Raw genomic sequence first — 18,341 nt, 5'->3', positions numbered from 1 at the left:
ACGTGCCACCGATGCTCCCGGAGCAGGGCGACGCGCGCGGCGCCGCCGCCCTGCCGGACGATCCCGAGCCCGGAAGACAGCACGCCGTCGCGAGCGGCGGACCATCACAGGAGCGCACGATGATCGATCTCTATTACTGGCCCACCCCGAACGGCTGGAAGATCAGCATGATGCTCGAGGAGACGGGCCTCCCGTACAAGCTCATCCCGGTGAACATCGGGCGGGGCGACCAGTTCAAGCCGGAGTTCCTCGCGATCAGCCCCAACAACCGGATGCCCGCGATCGTCGACCACGATCCGCCGGGCGGCGGGGCGCCGATCTCGGTGTTCGAGTCGGGGGCGATCCTGCTTTACCTCGCGGAGAAGACCGGCCAGCTCATGCCCTCGGACCTGCGCGGCCGCTACGAGGTGACCCAGTGGCTCATGTGGCAGATGGGCGGCCTCGGCCCGATGAGCGGCCAGGCGGGCCACTTCGGGCAGTACGCGCCCGAGAAGATCCCCTATGCGATCGAGCGCTACACGAAGGAGGTGCGCCGGCTCTACGGCGTGATGGACAAGCGGCTCGCGGACCGCCCCTACCTGGCTGGCGAGTACTCGATCGCCGACGTCGCGAGCTTCCCCTGGGCGATACTGCACGACCGGTACGGGATCGCGCTCGACGAGCTGCCGAACCTCAAGCGGTGGATCGAGGCGCTGCGCGCGCGGCCGGCGGTCGAGCGCGGGCTCGCGGCCGGGAGCGAGCTGCGGAATCAGAGCCAGGCGCTCGACGACGAGGCGAAGAAGTGGCTCTTCGGGAAGAAGCCCGAGGCGTGAGCCGTCCGTCCCCCGAGGCGTGAGCCGTCCGTCCCCCGAGGCGTGAGCCGTCCGTCCCCGAGGCGTGAGCCGTCCGTCCGTGGAGCGCGCGCGGCGCGCCGCCCCGGCGCCTCACCCCCTTGCGCCGCGGGCACATCACGCCGGCGCACCGTCGCGCCGCGGACGCAGGATGATGCGTTGACGTTGTTGCCCCGCGGACGGGCCGAGATCGCCCCTGGGCGAGCCGTCCGTTCCGGCGCACCGCTGGTGCACACGCGCCGCGGCACGGAGCGTCCTGAGCAGGGCGGGACCATCAGGTCGATGCGCCCTGCGGGCAGGGCTTCGCCCGGCGTCTCGGGTCCATCGGGTGTGCCCACGCCGGACCCGAGGCGCCGTGTTCCGTCTGCCGCGCAGTGAGCCCCATCGCCCCTGTCTGTTCTGGTCGTGCGACGCGCCTGGCGCGCGCGCGGAGCGCCGCCCGTCATGCGCAGCGAAGCGCGCCTTCACGCGGCGAATCGGCGGCTCCGGCGAGGCGCGGTGCCACGGCCCTGGCGGGCGCGGCCGCAGGCCGGGACGAGCGCAGTTCGGAGCGTCGCTTTCCCCGGATCGGGAGAACTCCGGCGGCGGTGCAGATCGAGCAAGTACGCCGAACGGTCCCCCTTGCCCACGTCAAGCACCCTGTAAGCGGAAACGTATGCACATGCCTACCAGGCACACCATCTGCTCTGCGGTGAGCCGAGATGTCCGGGCCTCGTGGGCCCTCGCGGACATCAGGGGGACCAATCATGTCGATGCATAGCAAGATGCTGGTGCCTGCGTTTCTCTTTGCTGCCCTGGCCGCCGGTTGCGCGCTCGGCGCGGACGAGGCGGATCTCGAGCAAGCCGAGCTCGACGATGTCGAGGCGGCCGAGCTCGCTCTCGAGGAGGCGAGGGGCGGATACACGACGATGGGCACGGCCCAGCTCGGCCCCGAAAAGTCCCAGCTCGGCACCAGCCAGGTTGGCCCGAGCAAGGGCGCCTTCGGCCCCAGCAAGGGTGAGCTCGGCCCCAGCAAGATGGGATTTGGCCCGAGCAAGGGTGAGCTCGTCAGCAGCCAGGTTGGCCCGAGCAAGGGCGCCTTCGGCCCCAGCAAGGGTGAGCTCGTCAGCAGCCAGGTCGGCCCGAGCAAGGGCGCCTTCGGCCCCAGCAAGGGTGAGCTCGGCCCCAGCAAGATGGGATTTGGCCCGAGCAAGGGTGAGCTCGTCAGCAGCCAGGTCGGCCCGAGCAAGGGCGCTTTCGGCCCCAGCAAGGGCGAGTTCCCGTCGAAGTCCGGGGTGAGCGGTTACGCGGGTCAGCACTCGGGTCAACAGGCCGGCTATGGCCAGACGTCCGTCGGCCAGAGCGCCGCCATCGGCCAGCTCGGCGTCGGGCAGCAGCAGAGCGCCGCCATCGGGCAGCTCGGCGTCGGGCAGCAGCAGAGCGCCGCCATCGGCCAGCTCGGCGTCGGGCAGCAGCAGAGCGCCGCCATCGGCCAGCTCGGCGTCGGACAGCAGCAGAGCGCCGCCATCGGGCAGCTCGGAATCGGGCAGACGGGGGCCTTCGCGCACGGCCAGACCTCCGCGATCGGCCAGCAGCAGAATCCGTGATATCCCAGCAGCGCGCTCTCCTCGGCATCCCGGGGAGAGCGCGCCCCGCTCTGGCGCGGCCTCGACCGACGCCGCCGGCCGACGCTCTAAAACACGATAGTCCGGCGGCCTTCGACGATGACCCGCCGCTCGAGGTGCGCCCGCACGGCGCGCGAGAGGACGAGGCGCTCCACGTCGCGCCCCACCCGCGTCATCTCCTCGGGGCCCATCTGGTGGCTCACGCGCGCGACGTCCTGCTCGATGATCGGCCCCTGATCCAGATCCCGCGTGGCATAGTGCGCTGTCGCGCCGATGAGCTTCACGCCGCGCGCGTGCGCCTGGTGGTAGGGCTTCGCGCCCTGGAACGCGGGGAGGAACCCGTGGTGGATGTTGATGACCGGCGGGCCCTCATCGAGCATCTGCTCGGAGAGGATCTGCATGTAACGCGCGAGGACGACGAGATCGACATGGTGCTTCTTCAGGAGGTGCAGCACCTGGCGCTCCTGCTCGGGCTTCGTCTCCGGGGTGATCGGGAGGCAGAAGAACGGGATCCGGAAGCTCTCGGCCACCGCCTCGAGCGTGGGGTGATTGGAGATGACGAGCGGTATCTCGCAGCGGAGCTCGCCCGCGCGCTGCCGGAGCACGAGGTCGTAAAGACACGCCGGATCCCTGGTGACCAGGATCGCCATCTTGGGGATATGATCGCTGTAATCCACGGACCACCGCGCCGAGAGCGACGTGGCGAGCTCGCGGAACGCGGCCTCGATCGCGCTGCGGGTGGCCGACCCGCCCAGGGCGGTGACCGCGACCGGCGAGGAGAGACCCGCCAGATCGACGACGATGCGCATGAAGAAGCGGGGTCCCTCGTCCGTGAACGCGTCCGTGTGGTTGCTCGCGTCGATGATGTTCAGGCCGATGTCGTAGAAGAACCCCGCGAGCCGCGCGACGAGACCGGGCTGATCGGGAGCGGCGATGAGGAACGTTGCGTGAACGGGACCCGTCATGGAGGTCATGTAGCTCGCCCGGCGCCGGCCGCGCAAGCCGTGGGAGCCGCGCGAGGCGCCGGCCCGCCGCCGGCCGTCGCGGGCGCGCGCCGGTGCGCCTCAGACGCAGGCCCGGCGCGCAGGCTCACCGCGGCGCGCAGGCGCACGAGAGCGCGCGCGGGCCGCCGCGCCGCGGCGGGGAGCTGCAGGTCACCTCGCCGAGGCGGACAGGGCTAGTGCCCGTCGCCGCTCTCCGAGGAGGGCGGCCCGGACGCGTCATCGACGATCCTCGGAGCCAGCGTGGAGAGCTCCGCCCACGGGATGCGCACTGTCCGCTCGACGTCGCGCAGGTGAGCGCTGTCGTTGTAATAAACGAGGTGCCATGCCTCGGCTCGGCCCCAGCGCCGCCGGCGCTGCCAGTGGGTGAGCGACGTGTGGCGGGTGGCGAAGTGCGCGACCGGGAACGAGAGCGTGTTCATCTTGAAGAAATGGAGGAACGCGACGTCGATGAAGCCGCCGTGCGTGACGACGGCGATCGTCCGCCCCTCGTGCTCCCGGGTGATGCGGTCGAGCGCGACGGAGACCCGGAGCATGAACTGAGCCCAGCTCTCTCCGCCGGGGCTCGCCGGGCGGTACGGCTCGCGCTCGAAATCGATGGCGTAGCGCACCATCGCCTCTCCGACCGGCATGCCGTCGGCCTCGCCGGGGCGGAGCTCCTGCACGTCGTCGTCGAGCGTGAGCGGCAGGCCCAGGGCGGGGGCGACGATCTCGGCGGTCTGCTGCGCCCGGCGATAGGTGCTGGCGATCAGGACATCGGCGGAGATCTCGCGCGTCGCGGCCAGCCGGTCGCGCAGCCGCTCCGCCTGGAGGACGCCGAGCTGCGTCAGCCCGGTGTCCCCCCGCATCCCGCCCACGATATGGTTCACGTTGACGAGCGCTTCTCCGTGCCGGATGAGGTAGAGGTTCGTCACGATGAGAGCCTCCGAGGCGCGCAGCCTGGCGAAGGGGAGGGCCGCGCGGGCGGGCCGCGCACGCTAGGAAGAGCAAGGCCCCCCTCGGATGTCAAGCGTTTGTGCCGCCGCCGCGCGGCCGCGCTCAGGGACAGCTGTGGATCAACGCGAGGAGCGCCGCGCTCTCCGAGCAGACCTGCTCGCCGCGCAGGGCGCTGCAGTAGTCGTCCTTCGAGCCGAAGGTCTTCGTCCCTGTGCTGCCCTCGACGCAGGAGATCGCATAGACGTACCGCGGAGCGCTCTCGCCGGGGCTCCCCGGGTCGGCGGCGCTGCCCTCCTGGGGGCCGCTGCCGCCGGCGTCCCCCGGCGGGTCGACCGCGGGCACCGGGAATACAACGAACGGCCAGAGGCCGAAGAGACCAGCCACGAAATGCGGGATCATGAGCTCACCTCCACCATCGATGGAACACCCATCGATCGTCCGAGATGGCCATTGCATCTCACAGGCCAGCTCGGGCCCTGTCCGCCCCTTGCACAGCGCCGCGCGGCGGGCGCGCCGCGCCGCCCCCGCCGCGCGGGCGCTGCCCCGTCCGGGTCGGAGGGCGCTTGCCAGGGCGCGCGGACATGGCCTACAAGGCGGGCCCCCTGAAGGAGCCCCTCATGCACCGTCGCAGCCTCATCGCGGCCACGCTGGTGGCCTTTACCGCGGCCCTCGCCGGGTGCGCGCCGCGCTGGCGCGTCGTGACCCAGGCGAGCCCCGACACGTTCGTGGGCCAGCGGTATTTCGGCCTGATGCCCATCGATTTCGTGGACCTCCGCGTCGGCGACCTGCCCGAGGACATGTACCTCGCCCGCAAGGATTCGGACGAGCACCGGCAGTTCGTCAGCGACAAGGCGTCCGTCGACGAGGAGTTCGCGAAGACGCTGATCGAAACCGCGAAGGACCACGGCATCGACGTCGCGCAGGTGAGCGACCCCAGGTCGGCGCCGTACGTGCTCAGGCCCTACGTCAGCTACATGAACCCCGGCTTTTACGCGGTCGCCTCCTCGTCCCCCAGCCAGATCATCCTGACGCTCCGGATCACCACGTCGGACGGCAAGGTGCTCGATGAGGTCCAGCTCTCGAGCCGCACGGCGTCGCCGAACCCGAGCACGTCGCTGAGCCGGGCCGACGCCGACAAGCTGAAGCCCGGCGGCCGCTGGCGCGAGGACGCGCGCATCATCGGCGAGACCGTGTCGAGCTACCTCGCGTCGCGCGTCAGCCCGTAGGGCGCCGGCGCGCCCTCCTCGCCGCGGCGCGCCGCCTCACAGCAGCGCGCCCCGGAGCAGGAGCTCGGCCACGCTGAAGTAGATCACGAGGCCGGAGACGTCGACGAGGGTCGCGACGAACGGGGCCGAGGCGCTCGCCGGGTCGAAGCGGAGCGCCCGGAGCACGAACGGCAGGAGCGCGCCCGACAGCGTGCCCCACGTCACGACGCCGACAAGGCTGATCGCGACGGTCAGCGCGACGAGCCGGTAGTGCTGGCCATAGGACCCGAACAGCCCCTCCCAGGCCACGACGCGCGCGAAGCCGATCGCGCCGAGGATGCCGCCGAGCGCCAGGCCCGACGCGAGCTCCCGGCGGCAGACGCGCCAGAAATCGGCGAGCCGGATCTCGCCGAGCGCCATCGCGCGGATGACGAGCGTCGTCGCCTGAGATCCGGAGTTGCCCCCGCTCGAGATGATGAGCGGCACGAACAGCGCCAGCACGACGGCGCGGGCGATCTCGTCCTCGTAGTGCCCCATCGCGGTGGCGGTGAGCAGCTCGCCGACGAACAGCGCGGACAGCCAGCCGGCGCGCTTGCCGAGCATCCTGAGCAGCGGCGTCCGGAGGTACGGCGCGTCGAGCGCCTGCATGCCGCCGAGCTTCTGGATGTCCTCGGTCGCCTCCTCCTCCACGACGTCCACGATGTCGTCGGCGGTGACGATCCCCTTCATGCGCCCCTCGCCGTCGACGACGGGTATCGCCACGAGATCGTGCTCCGCGAAGCGCCGCGCCACGGCCTCCTGGTCGGCGTCCTCGTGGACCGACGCGACGTCGGTCTTCATGATGTCGCTGACGCGCCGGTGGCCCGGCGCGGTCATGAGCTGCCGCAGCGACACGACGCCGAGCAGCCGCTGCTCGGCGTCGAGCACGTAGCCGTAGTAGATGGTCTCCAGGTGATCCCGCGCCTGCCGCTTGAGGTAGGTGATCGCCTCGTCGACGGTCGCGTCCGGCCGCACGCGCGCGAACCAGGGGCTCATGAGCCCGCCGGCCTCGTCCTCCGCGTAGGCGAGGAGCGCGCTCACCTCCCGCCTCGTCGGCTCGTCGAGCAGCGAGAGGAGCTCTTCCTGATCCTCCGGCGACGCCTCGTGGACGATGTCCGCCACGTCGTCGGGCGCGAGCAGGCGGAGCCACAGCCTGCGCTCGCCCTTCGTGAGCGCGGCGAGGAGCGCGGCCTGGTCGGCGGACGAGAGACCCTGGAAGAAGTCCTCGGCGTCCTCGCGCCGCAGGCGCCGATAGGCCTGCACGCGCTCGTCGCCCTCCATCGTCGACCACGACGCGGATAGCTCGGCTGCCGTGAGGGCCTCGGTCCCCTTGGAGGGCGGGCGTTCCACCATCGCCTCACCTCATCGCGCGCCTGGCCCGCCGCGTCGGCGCCGCCCGGCAGAAGGTGCTCAGTCGGAAGGGCCCTGTGTCAGGCGCGATCCACGATCCGCAGCGCCTGCAACGCGCGCGCCACCGCGTTGCTCGAACTTTTCCCTGAGAGTCGAACTGTACCGACGTGCCCTGATACGGTTTGACAGGGATCGGCCGCGTGCCCTAGGATGCAAGCGCTTGCCTTCATCCTGGCTTGTTGATGTACATGAAAACTTCGTCTGAGGCGGTCATGACGAGCGCCGGCCCACGGCCGTCGGTTCGCATGGAGGAGGTGGCCCGGCACGCCGGGGTGTCTCCGGCGACGGTCAGCAGGGTCCTCAACGATCGTGGCAAGTGCAGCGCGGCGACGCGCGAGCGGGTGCTCGCCGCGATACGCGATCTCGGCTACGTCGCGAACCCGGCGGCGCGGAGCCTCGCGCAGGGCAAGACAGGCTCTCTCGGCCTGCTCCTGCCCGCGGTGGGCACCGACTTCATCTCGAGCTTCCTCCAGTTCGTCGCGGGCGCGGCCACCGACGAGGGGTACGATCTCCTGATCGCGCTGCGGTCCGAGGGCGCGCAGCGGCGGATGCTCGGGCGGCACAACACCGATGGAGTCCTCGTCTTCGGGAGCGCCATGGGGGAGCCGAGCCTGAGGAGGCTCGCGTCCGAGGGCTTCCCGTCCGTCCTGCTCTATCGCTCCGCGCCAGAGGGCCTGTCCTTGCCCAGCGTCCTCATCGACAACGAGGCCGGCGTGCGGGCGGCGGTCGATCACCTGATCGAGGCGCACGGCCGGCGGCGCATCGCGTTCCTGCGGGGCCGGGCCGGCAGCGAGGACGCGGCGCTGCGCGAGGCGGCTTACCGGGAGTCGCTCGCGCGCCACGGCATCCCGGTCGATCCCGGGCTCTGCCGCGGCGGGCTCATCGCCGAGGAGGCGCGCGCCTCGACGATCGCGCTCCTCCGCGAGCGGGCGGCGTTCGACGCCGTGGTCGGCTGGTGCGACGGCGCCGCGATCGGCGCGATGGACGCGCTGCGGAGCGAGGGCATGCGCGTGCCCGCCGACGTGTCGGTGGTGGGGTTCGACGACATCGGCCCGGCGCGGCACCTCGATCCGGCGCTCACGACGGTGCGCGCGCCGACGGAGCTCGTCGGGCGCCACGCCGTCCGGGAGCTCGTGCGGCTCATCCAGAGCGGCACCGCCGAGCCGCAGGTGCGGCTGCCGGTCGAGCTGATCGTGCGCCGCTCCTGCGGCTGCGCGCGCTGATCGCCGCGCGGCCCGGCGGCGAGGCGCGCACCGCGCCGAGGGGCCGCGCGCCCTCCGCGCTCACGCGCGGGCGGGCGCGCCGAGCGGATCGACCCCGAAGCGGCGCAGCAGGCGGCAGAGCGGGACGAGCGGCAGCCCCACGATGGCCGTCTCGTCGGCGTGGCGCACGTCGTCGAACAGCCACGGCCCGTGCTTCTCGAAGAGGTACCCGCCCGCGCTGCCGATCGGCCGGTCCAGCTCGACGTAGCGCCGGATCTGGGCGCGGTCGAGCGGGCGGACGCGGAGCTCCACGGTCACGATCTCGGTCAGCGTCCGCGGCTCGCCCGGCGCGCGGCGCACGCCCGCCGGCGCGTGCACGGCGACCGCGGTGTGGAGCGCGTGGACCCGCCCCGCGAGCCGCCCGAGCTGGTCCGCCGCCTCGTCGAGCGTGGCCGGCTTGCGCAGGAGCTCGCCGTCGACGTCGAGCGCCTGGTCCGCGCCGATGATCAGGGCGTCCTGGCGCGCCAGCGCGAGGCTCAGCGCCTTCCCCTCCGCGAACAGGCGCGCGCACGCGGCGGGCAGCAGCCCCTCGGGCGCGACCTCGTCGAACGCAGGCGCGACCGCCTCGTACGCGAGCCCGAGGCGATCGAGGAGCGCCCGCCGGAAGGGAGACGTGGAGGCGAGGACAACCCGGGACATCGGCGGATCCATGGCACGGAACGACGCGCGTGCCGAGGGGAACCGTCCGCGGCGCCTCGCGTCTCTCTCACTTTTCGCAAGGCGTCCGGAGAGAGATGAACCGCAAGGAACCCAAGGAGCTCCGGGAACGCGAGGAGCGAATTCCCGGGTTCTCTGGCGTCCCTGGCGGTTCTCTTGGCCAATTCATCATTCAATGTTCGTGCCGTTCATCGCTTGAATACGACTGGCCCTCTTCGTGCTTTCACGTCGATTCGCTTCGGTTTACCTCCATTTACATCCATTCCTTCGAGCGCGAACGCGGGCAGGGAGAGCCGGCAATGGGGAGAACGCCGGGGGACACCGAAGGAAAGGCAGAGACTTTCTGCCGTCGGGGGTGTCCCTAATTACGCATCATGCATTTCATTAAAAAGTAGCTTGCGCCCCTACTCCGCAGCACGCGAGATTGGGGCAATGCAGCAACTCAGCACAAGGCACCTCCTCACCCTCTCTCTCGTCGCGCCGGGCATCGGGCTCTCCGTGCTGCTCGCGGCCTCCCCCGCGAGCGCGGCGACGTACGAGGTGGGCCGAGGCAAGCCTTATCCGAGCCTCGCGGCGGTCGCCCCCCGCCTCGCTGCCGGCGACGTCGTGGAGGTCGAGGGTGATGCGACCTACCCTGGCGACGTGTTCTTCAAGAAATCGGGCACCGAGTCGCAGAAGATCACCATCCGTGGCGTCCGCGTGAACGGCCGCCGCCCCGTGCTCTCCGGGGGAGCGAACACGGTGATCTTCGGCGGCAATCACTATGTCTTCGAGGGCTTCGAGGTCACCGGGGGCTCGAGCCGCTGCGTGTTCAACAAGGCGCATGACGTCACGATCCGCGACGCGGCGGTGCACCATTGCCCTGGCCACGGCATCCTCGGGGCCGACTCGGAGTCGGGCTCGCTCACCCTGGAGTACGTGGAAGTCTACGCCGCCGGCTCGGGCGACACGAGACACCCCATCTACATCGCGACCGACGAGGAGACGCGCCCCGGCTCGGTGTTCCGCATGCGGCATTGCTACGTGCACGACGCGAACGGCGGCAACAACGTGAAGAGCCGCGCCGAGCGGAACGAGATCTATTACAACTGGATCGAGGGCGCGAAGTACCACGAGATCGAGCTGATCGGGCCGGACGGCCAGGACGAGGGGCTCGCGCGCGAGGACTCCGACGTCGTCGGCAACGTCTTCGTCAAGACCGGCAAGCACTTCGTCGCGCGCGTCGGCGGCGACGGGACGGGGCAGACGTTCGGCCGCTTCCGGTTCGTCAACAACACGTTCCTGCTCGCCCCCGGCTCGAACGCGGCGATCCGGATGTTCGACGGCATCGAGAGCGTCGAGATGAGCAACAACGTGTTCTACCGGCGCGGCGGCGGCGGCGTGGAGATCTACGTGGACCGCTCGGCGAGCTGGGCGACGGGCCAGGCCCTGATCGCGGGCGCGAACAACTGGGTGCCGAGCGGCTCGTCGTCGATCCCCGCGGCGTGGACACGCACGCTCCAGGGCGCTGACCCCGGGTTCGTGAACGTGGACGCGCTCGACCTCCGCCCGTCGGCGGGCAGCCCGCTCGTCGACGCCGGCGCCGGATGGACGCCGAGCCCGGCCGGGCGCCCGTTCCCGCGGCCGCTCGCCGCGCCGCGGTTCGCGCCCGCGCGCGCCGTGCGCGCCGCCAGCGGGGCGCTGTCGCGGCCGGCCTCGGGCGCCGTCGACATCGGCGCCTACGAGTACGGGATGGCTCCCGCGGCGTTCACGAGCGCGATGCGCGCGGACGGGATCGACATGGACCTCGACGACCTCGAGAACGACGCCGCGGCGAGCGACGGCGACGCCGAGGCCAGCGAGGGCGACGCGGACGTCGTCGGCTGCGACGCGGCCGCCGACGAGCACGCCGGCGCGCAGCGCGAGGCGCGCGCCGACGCCCCCTGCGCCGGCCACGCGGGCTCGTGCAGCGTCGGCGGGCCGCTCGCGGGCCGCGCGTCCGCCGGCGCGGGCGCCTTCCTCACCGCCGCGGCGGCGCTCCTCGGGGCCGCCCTCCGGCGCGGTCGCCGCGCCAGGGCGTGATCCGCGGCGCGGGCGCTCACACGACAGGCGCCCGCGCCCACGCGACGAGCGCGGGCGCTCACACCACGAGCGCCCGCGCTCACGCGACGAGCGCGCGCAGCAGGCGCCGCGCCGCGGCCGGGTCTGGCAGCTGAAACGCCGCGGAGCTCTCCCCGCCGCCCACGTGGATCGTGAGCGCCGTCGGGGGGAGCGCCGCGAACAGATCCTCGTCGGTCCTGTCGTCGCCGAGCGCGACGACCATCGCGTCGGGCGTCACCGTCGACAGCACCCGCGGCGCGATCACCCCCTTGTTCACCCCGCGCAGCCGCACCTCCAGCACCTTCCTGCCGGGGATCAGCTCGAGATCGTGCTCGCGCAGCAGCGCCTCGAGCCGCGCGGGCACCTCGCGCGCCGTCTGGCTGGCGAGCTCCGGATCGGCGCTGCGGTAGTGCCACGCGATCGACACGACCTTCTCCTCGATGAAGCTGCCCGCCGTGCGGTCGACGAACCCCTGGAGGACGTCGCGGACCTTCGGCTTCCAGTCGAGCGACGCCTCGCGCAGCGCCACCCAGGGCTCGCCGGGCGCGGCGCGCGAGAAGAACCCGTGCTCCGCGTGGAGGCCGATCGGCAGCTCGCCCAGCCACCGCTCGAGGTCCTCGCGCGGCCGGCCGCTCACCACGTGCACCTGCGTCCGCGGGCGCGCCGCCAGGTGGCGCAGATCGGCGATGAGCTCGTCGTCGGGCGGCGCGAGCTCGGGCATCGCGGCGAGCGGGACGAGCGTGCCGTCGTAGTCGAGCATCACGACCAGCGACGGCGCGCTGCGCGCGCTCGCGATCGTGCTCCGCTGCGGCGCGTCCGTGCGCCGCCGCGCCGCGCCCACCGCGGGCGCGACGCCGCTCGCGCGCTCGAGGTCGTTCAGGAAGCAGTGCGACCAGCGGTGCGCGTCGTGCGTCAGCACGCGGCGCCGGAGCGCCTGCATCCTGACGCGCTGCTCGGACGGCGGCATGACGAGCGCCCGCTTGATCGTCGAGGCCACCGAGTCGATGTCGTACGGGTTGACCTGGAGCGCCTCGATCAGCTCGGCGGCCGCGCCCGCGAACTCGCTCAGCACGAGCGCGCCGGTGTCGTCGACCCGCGACGCGACGTACTCCTTGCACACGAGGTTCATCCCGTCGCGCAGCGGCGTCACCATCATCACGTCGGCCGCAAGGTAGAGCGCGACGACCTCGGACATCGGCATCGACCGGTGCAGGAAGTGGATCGGCACGTCGTCGAGCGTCGCGTAGGTGCCGTTGATGCGCCCGACCAGCTCGTTCACGACCCGCCGGAAGTCGGCGTACGCGTCGACCTTCTCGCGCGTGGGCACCGCGAGCTGGATGAACCGCACCTTGCTCCGCAGCTCGGGCTCGCGCTCCAGGAAGCGCTCGATGGCGAGCATGCGCCGCGGGATCCCCTTCGTGTAGTCGAGCCGGTCGATGCCGAGCACGATCTTGCGCCCCTGGGCGCGCTCGCGCAGGCGCCGCGCCTCGGCGCGGACCTCCTCGTCCCGCGCGAGCCGCGCGAACTCGTCGACGTCGATGCTGACCGGGTAGGCGCCGAGCCGCACCTTCCGCCCCTCGTACGCGAGCGTCTCGAGATCGGGATCGAGCCCGAGCACGCGCGCGGCGGAGTAGACGAAGTGGTACCGATACGCCGTCGTGTGAAACCCGACGACGTCGGCGCCGAGCATGCCGCGCAGCACCTGCTCGCGCCACGGCAGCGTCCGGAAGACGTCGGCCGCGGGGAACGGGATGTGCAGAAAGAAGCCGATCCGCGCGTCCGGGATCCGCTGGCGCAGCATCGCCGGCACCAGCGTGAGCTGGTAGTCGTGGATCCAGATCCTGTCGCCCGGCCTGTACCGGGCGGCGATCGCGTCGGCGAAGCGCTCGTTCACCGCGCGGTAGCTCTCCCAGTCGCGCCGGGCGTCGAGGTACACCTTCTCGATCAGGTAGTGGAACAGCGGCCACAGCACGCCGTTCGAGAAGCCGTCGTAGTAGTGGCTCACCTCGGTCGGGGTGAGGTGGACCGGGACGGTGCCGAGCCGCTCGAGCTGCGCCTCGACCTCCTGCCGCTGCGCCGCGCTGAGGCGCGAGACGTCGCCTGGCCAGCCGAACCAGAGCCCGCCGTGGCGCTCGTGCGGACCCCGGATCGCGGTGACGAGGCCGCCCGCCGACGGCACGACGGACACGTCGCCCTGCTCGACGCGGACGGTCACGGGGAGGCGGTTCGAGAGGATGAGCAGGCGGGACATGCGCAGCCAGGAAGCTAGCGCAGGACGCCTTCACGGCGCCGTCACGCACGGCGAAATGAGGGACGCGCCGCGCCGCCCCGCGCGGAGAAATCGGGACGCGCCCGGCTGCGTGTCAGGCGCGTCCTGATCGCTACCGGTCGATCCGGATCGACGGGGCCGACGGCTGCTCGGCGGTCGGCTTCGACGTGGGCGGCGGCGGCGCCGGCGCGCGCGGCCGACCCCAGCTCCGCTTGCTGCCAGAGCTCTGCGACGGCTGCTCGTCCGTCTTCGGCGGCGTCGTCTCCTGCGCGAGCCTCGCGACGGTCTGCACGGACATCTCCGACGGACCCTGCACGATGGAGTAAGGCTGGAAGCCCTCCTTCTGCAGCGTCAGCCGGCGAGGCGCCGCGCGCACCTGCTCGTTCTCGATCGAGAGCTGGAGCGGCGTCTGCCCGAGCGACTTGCCGTCCTCGAGCACCTCCGCGCCCGGCGGGATCGACTCGATGATGAGCATGAACGACGGCGCGCCCTTCTGCTCGTTCGTCGCGGCGGCGGTCGGCGCAGCAGGCCCAGGCGCCGGCGTCGGCGGCGTCGTCGTCGCCTCGCTCTCCGCCGGGCTGCGGGTGAGGACGAAGACGACCGCGGCCACGACGACGGCGCCGATCGCGGCGAAGATCGCCGCCTTGCGCCCGCCGCCGGGGCGCGCGTCCTGCGCGCCCGCCGCGCCCTTGCCAGGATCCGACGCCGTCGCCGCCACGCCGCCCGGGCCCGTGCCGACGCCCGAGGTGCGGCCGCTCGCGTCGTCGTCCGTCGGCGCCGGAAGCGTGACCGCCTCCTTGAGCGCTTGCACCGTGGACGAACGCGACGAGATCTGCACGCCGGGCAGCGACTCGAACGACGTGATCTGCGTGCCGCCGAAGGCGGTCGTCACGCCCATGCCGCGCGCGCACTCGCCGAGGCCCTGGATGAGGGCGTCCATCGTCGCGGGCCGGCCGTCCGGGTCCTTCGCGAGGCAGCGCATCACGAGCGCCTCGAGCGGCTCGGGGATGTCGACGTCCGGGTTCCGATCCTTCATGCGCGGCACCGGCTGCTGCAGGTGCGCCATCAGGATCTGGATCGACTTCTCGGACTCGAACGGGACCTTCCCGCAGAGCATCTGGTAGAGGATCACGCCCAGCGAGTAGATGTCGGTCCTGAGATCGACCTTGCCGTGCGAGATCTGCTCGGGCGACATGAAGCGCGGCGAGCCGAGGAACGCGCCCTGCTGCGTGAGCTCCTCCGAGTCGTCGCCGAGCTGCTTCACGAGGCCGAAGTCGAGGATCTTGACAGCCTCCTCGGCGTCCTCGTTCGAGACGAGCATGACGTTCGACGGCTTGAGGTCGCGATGGACGACGCCGTGCTTGTGCGCCTCGCGCAGACCGCGCGCGATCTGCCGCGCGATGCGCATCGCCTCGGGCGGCGGCAGGCGCCCCTGCCGGCGCACGCGCCGGAAGAGCGTCTCGCCCTCGAGGAACTCCATCGCCATGAAGAACCGCTCCTGATCATCGGCCTCGATCTTGCCGTAGTCGAAGACGGTGACGATGTTCGGGTGCTGCAGGCGCGCGAGGATGCTCGCTTCGAGGAAGAAGCGCTTGTGGAAGTTCGGGTCGAGTTGCCGCGAGGCCTGGTTCGGGATCAAGACCTTGATCGCCACCGGGCGCCCGAGCGGGATCTGCTCGCCGCGATAGATCGTGCCCATGCCTCCGGTCGCGAGCTGGGACAGGATCTTGAACTTGCCGTTGAGCACCTTTCCGAGCAACGGATCGATCGGCTCGCTGCGCGCTACTTCATCGACGACGTTTTCGTTGGCACTCATATGAACTCCGTCGCCTTCCCCGTGCGGGCGCGGGCGAGCCCTCCCCTCGGTATCGATGCCTCGCGATGCGTGAGCCTTGACCTCATGATCGTGGGGGACGTCGAAGCGTGGGGCCGTTCGGGCAGTCTAAACGGAAGAAAAGTCCTTGGCGACCTTTCCTCGATCGACCCGTCCGCGAGGCCGGTTCCACCGTACGAGAGGCCCAGCGACACGCCGTGCGGGAGGCGCTGCACCATGCGTCGTGCGCCATAGCCCCGATCCACGGGAACCGCCAGTTGCTGGCGTCGAGCGTCCGCGTCCCACCTCCGTACCACGAGATCCTGCGAGCAGATTACACCGCTCTGCGTCCGCGCGATGCCCTTCTCCGACCGTCCGTGCGCGGTCCCGCCGCCGCGGTCGCCGGACGTCCCCGCCCCCGTGCCCGCCCACACGCCGCGCGCTCGCCCCGGCGGGCGGGGGCGAGGTAGTAGAGGGGGATGCGACCCGATCGCGCCCTGCGGCGCTGGTGGAGGGGGAGAGAGTACCGGAGCCTACTCGACGAGGCGGCTTCGGCGCTGGCCGCCTCCCGGCACGCCGAGGCGGAGGCGGCGTGCGCGCGGGCGATCGCCCTCGCCGAGGCGATCTACGGCCCCGAGGACGCCGAGCTGGCGGGGCCGCTCTACGCGCTGAGCTCGGCGCAGCTCGCGCAGGGGCGGCTGGACGAGGCGCGGGCGAGCTCGGCGCGGGCGATCGCCCTCGCCGAGGCGGCCGGGGCGAGCGCCGAGCCGCCCCTGCCGAGGCTGCTCGAGCAGCTCGCCGCCATCCTGGAGCGGCAGGGCAAGGCCGAGGAGGTCGAGGCGCTGTTCCGGCGGATGCTGGCGGGCTACGACCGGATGCGCGACCCGGATCCTCTCGAGCTGTCGGCGCTGCTGAACCGGCTCGGCCTGCTGCTCGGCCGGAAGGGGGCGCGCGCCGAGGCGGCGCCGCTCTTCCAGCGGGCGCTCTCGCTGCGCGAGGGGGCGCTCGGCGCCCGTCACCCGCTCGTCGCGGAGGCGCTCTACAACGCGGCCACCTTCCTGGAGGAGGACCGCCCGGCCGCCGAGCGGGAGGCGCTGCTCCGGCGGGCGCTCGACATCGTCGACACCGTCGATACCGTCGACCGGGCGCTCCTCGCGTCGATCCTCCACAACCTCGGGGCCGCGCGCGAGGCGCTCGGCGACCCGGCCGAGGCGGCGGCGCTGTACGAGCGCGCGCTCGCCGCGCGGGAGGCGCTCGGCGGGGCCTCCCACCCGTCGCTCCGACCGACCCTCGTCCGGCTCGCGCAGGTCCACCACGCCGCGGGGCGGGTGTCCGCGGCGCTGCCGCTGTACGAGCGGGCGCTCGCGATCGCCGAGGCGGATCTCGGGCCGGATCACCCGGTGGCGGCGGCGATCAAGGCCTGGATCGGCGAGGCGCGGAGCCGGAGCTGACGCGCCGCGTTCACGGGCGGCGGGTGGGCGGGCGGCGGGTGGGCGGCGGTCGGCGCCGGGGTCAGGGGTCGACGGGCCGGGGATCGCCGCCCACGCTCCAGCGCTCGACGAGCTCGGGGAGCACGGTCGACGCCATCTGGAGCAGGTGCGCCATGTGGTGCTCGGGCGTGTTGCCCCGGAACCCGCGGACGTGGAGCTCGCCCACGTGCGCCTCGGTGGTCGGGATCATCTGCTTCTCGAGCTTCTTCGAGACCGCGCCCTCGGCCGCGCGAAGCCGGAGGTGCGGCGGCGCGTCGAGGGCGATCGTGCGCTCGACGGGGTACCCCGCCGCCGCGCCGAGCAGGTAGCTGGCCGTCGCGCTGGAGCTGGCGTACGTGACCGGGTCGATCTCCGAGTGCGTGATCGTGAACAGGATCTGCCCCTCGGCGGCGCGCTGCGCGGCGCGCGCGAACGAGGCGAGCTGCAGCGTGTTCAACCCGCTCGGCTGCTCCGGCGCGAAGCCGCAGTGGATGCCGTCGGTGACGAGGATCGCGTCGAGGTTGTCGACGCCGCGGCGCAGCTCCAGGATCTTCGCGACGGCGCCGTAGCCCGCGCTCCACGAGGAGAGCGCGACGCGGCGGAGCCGCGGGGTCGGCAGCCCGCGCTGCGCGACCGCCCTGTCGATGTCCGCGAGCAGGCTCTCGTACATGCCCGGCTGCGCGTAGAGCTCCTCGTAAGCGCCGGAGCCGATGCCCAGGTTGATGACGGCGACGGCGGCGTTCAGCCCGGCGACCTCGGCGCTCTCGCGGACGAGCTGGGTGTTGCCGTGGAAGTGCAGGACGAGGTCGTAGCTCGACCCGGTGGGCTTGAACGACTCGGGCGTGAAGAGCACGCCGCCGCGGATCGACGCGTACCCGTCGTGCCGGATCGCGGGGGGCGGGGTCGACCCCTGCCAGCGCGCGAACACCTCGGGCGCGACGAGCACCCGCGCCGCGGCGCCGTCGCGCGCGGCGCGCGACGCGACGAGGAGCGCGCGGCTCACGGGCGTCATGGCGGGGAACGCCTCGGCGGAGGCGCCCGGCAGCATCCGCGCGGCGATCGCGCGCGCGGTGAGCGCGACGACGCCGATCACGGTCGCCGCGGCGAGGACGAACGCCGCGAGGGCGTGCCACCTGCGGGCGCGGCGCTCCTCCGCGGAGGGCGCGGACCAGCTCCCGTACGGCGCGACCCCGGCCATGTGGAGCGGCGAATCGCCCGGCGCCCCGTGGACACCGGGAGGAAACCCTGGCTCGTCCCAGGGAGGCGCCGCGCCGAGGGGCGGCGGATCGAGGAGAAGCCCTGGCTCGTCCTGAGCAGGCGTCGCGCCGAGGGGCGGCGGGTCGAGGGGAAGACCGCCCTCCAGGGGCCCCTGGATCACGGTCACCGGCGGTGGCGTGGGCGTCATCGAGAGGTCCGCAGGCAACCTGTCCGCGCGCACGTTTCCCTTCATCTGAACGCCTCCTCACAACGGGGACGTAGCGCTCGGCCCTCGTCGGCCAGGCGCTGCTTCGTGTTCCGTGAGCGCGTTGCACTGACGGCGCCGCGCTGCGTTTCTGCTCCTGCCGCGAGCCCGGAAGGCACCGTGGCGGCGGCAGCATCGACCAGCACGGTAACAAGCTCAAGCGGCAACCGTGCCGTCCACGCAGATTCGAGCGAGACCGGAATACTCTGTGTCCTGCTGGATCACGCGTGGGCGAGCGCGCCCGGGCGGCGAGCGGGGGAGCGGGCGGGATCTGCTCGCGGGCGTGCAGGTGGGGGGCGGGCGCT

14 protein-coding genes are annotated in these 18,341 nt (G+C 72.3%); 6 read left to right on the top strand and 8 right to left on the bottom strand.

What is annotated here, in order from left to right:
• The first annotated feature begins 119 nt into the window (after window positions 1-119).
• Both WMF24_RS02940 and WMF24_RS02935 read left to right on the top strand, forming a co-directional pair.
• Complete coding sequence (locus tag WMF24_RS02940; RefSeq protein ID WP_437738753.1) at window positions 120-812, top strand: glutathione S-transferase N-terminal domain-containing protein; 693 nt, start codon at window positions 120-122, stop codon at window positions 810-812.
• Window positions 813-1,576: 764 nt separating this feature from the next.
• Entirely contained in the window at window positions 1,577-2,416 is an 840-nt protein-coding gene (locus WMF24_RS02935; protein WP_437734808.1) for a hypothetical protein, read from the top strand.
• Between the two features lie 86 nt (window positions 2,417-2,502).
• Here WMF24_RS02935 and purU read toward each other — a convergent pair whose 3' ends face one another.
• The 3 genes from purU to WMF24_RS02920 all read right to left on the bottom strand — a co-directional run bounded on the left by purU (window position 2,503) and on the right by WMF24_RS02920 (window position 4,770).
• Window positions 2,503-3,399 (bottom strand): formyltetrahydrofolate deformylase, encoded by an 897-nt coding sequence (gene purU / locus WMF24_RS02930; protein ID WP_437734807.1) that lies wholly within the window; start codon window positions 3,397-3,399, stop codon window positions 2,503-2,505.
• A 212-nt stretch (window positions 3,400-3,611) separates the two neighbouring features.
• The gene (locus WMF24_RS02925) at window positions 3,612-4,349 is read right to left on the bottom strand and encodes a histidine phosphatase family protein (RefSeq protein WP_437734806.1); all 738 of its coding nucleotides are present in this window, start codon (window positions 4,347-4,349) and stop codon (window positions 3,612-3,614) included.
• Between the two features lie 124 nt (window positions 4,350-4,473).
• Entirely contained in the window at window positions 4,474-4,770 is a 297-nt protein-coding gene (locus tag WMF24_RS02920) for a hypothetical protein (RefSeq protein WP_437734805.1), read from the bottom strand.
• A gap of 218 nt (window positions 4,771-4,988) precedes the next feature.
• Between WMF24_RS02920 and WMF24_RS02915 the strand changes: the two genes are divergently transcribed.
• Complete coding sequence (locus WMF24_RS02915; RefSeq protein ID WP_437734804.1) at window positions 4,989-5,597, top strand: hypothetical protein; 609 nt, start codon at window positions 4,989-4,991, stop codon at window positions 5,595-5,597.
• 36 nt (window positions 5,598-5,633) lie between these two features.
• Here the strand turns inward: WMF24_RS02915 and mgtE are convergent, their stop codons facing one another.
• Window positions 5,634-6,968, bottom strand: coding sequence for a magnesium transporter (gene mgtE / locus WMF24_RS02910; protein WP_437734803.1), 1,335 nt, complete (start codon window positions 6,966-6,968; stop codon window positions 5,634-5,636).
• A 245-nt stretch (window positions 6,969-7,213) separates the two neighbouring features.
• Between mgtE and WMF24_RS02905 the strand changes: the two genes are divergently transcribed.
• Window positions 7,214-8,248: a LacI family DNA-binding transcriptional regulator gene (locus tag WMF24_RS02905; protein ID WP_437734802.1), complete on the top strand. Its 1,035-nt coding sequence runs from the start codon at window positions 7,214-7,216 to the stop codon at window positions 8,246-8,248.
• Window positions 8,249-8,308: 60 nt separating this feature from the next.
• On the opposite strand, the gene WMF24_RS02900 is transcribed toward WMF24_RS02905, so the two are convergent.
• On the bottom strand, window positions 8,309-8,926 hold the full coding sequence (locus tag WMF24_RS02900) for a Maf family protein (protein WP_437734801.1): 618 nt from the start codon (window positions 8,924-8,926) through the stop codon (window positions 8,309-8,311).
• A gap of 450 nt (window positions 8,927-9,376) precedes the next feature.
• On the opposite strand from WMF24_RS02900, the gene WMF24_RS02895 reads away from it, so the two are divergent.
• Window positions 9,377-11,005, top strand: coding sequence for a right-handed parallel beta-helix repeat-containing protein (locus WMF24_RS02895; protein WP_437734800.1), 1,629 nt, complete (start codon window positions 9,377-9,379; stop codon window positions 11,003-11,005).
• 79 nt (window positions 11,006-11,084) lie between these two features.
• Here the strand turns inward: WMF24_RS02895 and WMF24_RS02890 are convergent, their stop codons facing one another.
• On the bottom strand, window positions 11,085-13,274 hold the full coding sequence (locus tag WMF24_RS02890; RefSeq protein WP_437734799.1) for a bifunctional alpha,alpha-trehalose-phosphate synthase (UDP-forming)/trehalose-phosphatase: 2,190 nt from the start codon (window positions 13,272-13,274) through the stop codon (window positions 11,085-11,087).
• Between the two features lie 130 nt (window positions 13,275-13,404).
• Entirely contained in the window at window positions 13,405-15,108 is a 1,704-nt protein-coding gene (locus tag WMF24_RS02885; protein WP_437734798.1) for a serine/threonine protein kinase, read from the bottom strand.
• A gap of 476 nt (window positions 15,109-15,584) precedes the next feature.
• Between WMF24_RS02885 and WMF24_RS02880 the strand changes: the two genes are divergently transcribed.
• Complete coding sequence (locus WMF24_RS02880; protein ID WP_437734797.1) at window positions 15,585-16,556, top strand: tetratricopeptide repeat protein; 972 nt, start codon at window positions 15,585-15,587, stop codon at window positions 16,554-16,556.
• Window positions 16,557-16,617: 61 nt separating this feature from the next.
• On the opposite strand, the gene WMF24_RS02875 is transcribed toward WMF24_RS02880, so the two are convergent.
• Entirely contained in the window at window positions 16,618-18,024 is a 1,407-nt protein-coding gene (locus tag WMF24_RS02875) for a hypothetical protein (RefSeq protein ID WP_437734796.1), read from the bottom strand.
• Window positions 18,025-18,341: the final 317 nt, after the last annotated feature.

It is taken from the genome of Sorangium sp. So ce1335 (assembly GCF_051521615.1).
In the GTDB taxonomy this organism is placed as follows: domain Bacteria; phylum Myxococcota_A; class Polyangia; order Polyangiales; family Polyangiaceae; genus Sorangium.
This window is presented reverse-complemented; position numbering and strand designations above follow the sequence as displayed.

What these genes read in the sequence shown, in the direction of transcription:
- WMF24_RS02940 (WP_437738753.1), top strand. Translation starts at nt 120, where the DNA reads ATGATCGATCTCTATTACTGGCCCACCCCGAACGGCTGGAAGATCAGC.
- WMF24_RS02935 (WP_437734808.1), top strand. Translation starts at nt 1,577, where the DNA reads ATGTCGATGCATAGCAAGATGCTGGTGCCTGCGTTTCTCTTTGCTGCC.
- purU (WP_437734807.1), bottom strand. Translation starts at nt 3,399, where the DNA reads ATGACGGGTCCCGTTCACGCAACGTTCCTCATCGCCGCTCCCGATCAG.
- WMF24_RS02920 (WP_437734805.1), bottom strand. Translation starts at nt 4,770, where the DNA reads ATGATCCCGCATTTCGTGGCTGGTCTCTTCGGCCTCTGGCCGTTCGTT.
- WMF24_RS02915 (WP_437734804.1), top strand. Translation starts at nt 4,989, where the DNA reads ATGCACCGTCGCAGCCTCATCGCGGCCACGCTGGTGGCCTTTACCGCG.
- mgtE (WP_437734803.1), bottom strand. Translation starts at nt 6,968, where the DNA reads ATGGTGGAACGCCCGCCCTCCAAGGGGACCGAGGCCCTCACGGCAGCC.
- WMF24_RS02905 (WP_437734802.1), top strand. Translation starts at nt 7,214, where the DNA reads ATGAAAACTTCGTCTGAGGCGGTCATGACGAGCGCCGGCCCACGGCCG.
- WMF24_RS02900 (WP_437734801.1), bottom strand. Translation starts at nt 8,926, where the DNA reads ATGTCCCGGGTTGTCCTCGCCTCCACGTCTCCCTTCCGGCGGGCGCTC.
- WMF24_RS02895 (WP_437734800.1), top strand. Translation starts at nt 9,377, where the DNA reads ATGCAGCAACTCAGCACAAGGCACCTCCTCACCCTCTCTCTCGTCGCG.
- WMF24_RS02890 (WP_437734799.1), bottom strand. Translation starts at nt 13,274, where the DNA reads ATGTCCCGCCTGCTCATCCTCTCGAACCGCCTCCCCGTGACCGTCCGC.
- WMF24_RS02885 (WP_437734798.1), bottom strand. Translation starts at nt 15,108, where the DNA reads ATGAGTGCCAACGAAAACGTCGTCGATGAAGTAGCGCGCAGCGAGCCG.
- WMF24_RS02880 (WP_437734797.1), top strand. Translation starts at nt 15,585, where the DNA reads ATGCGACCCGATCGCGCCCTGCGGCGCTGGTGGAGGGGGAGAGAGTAC.
- WMF24_RS02875 (WP_437734796.1), bottom strand. Translation starts at nt 18,024, where the DNA reads ATGAAGGGAAACGTGCGCGCGGACAGGTTGCCTGCGGACCTCTCGATG.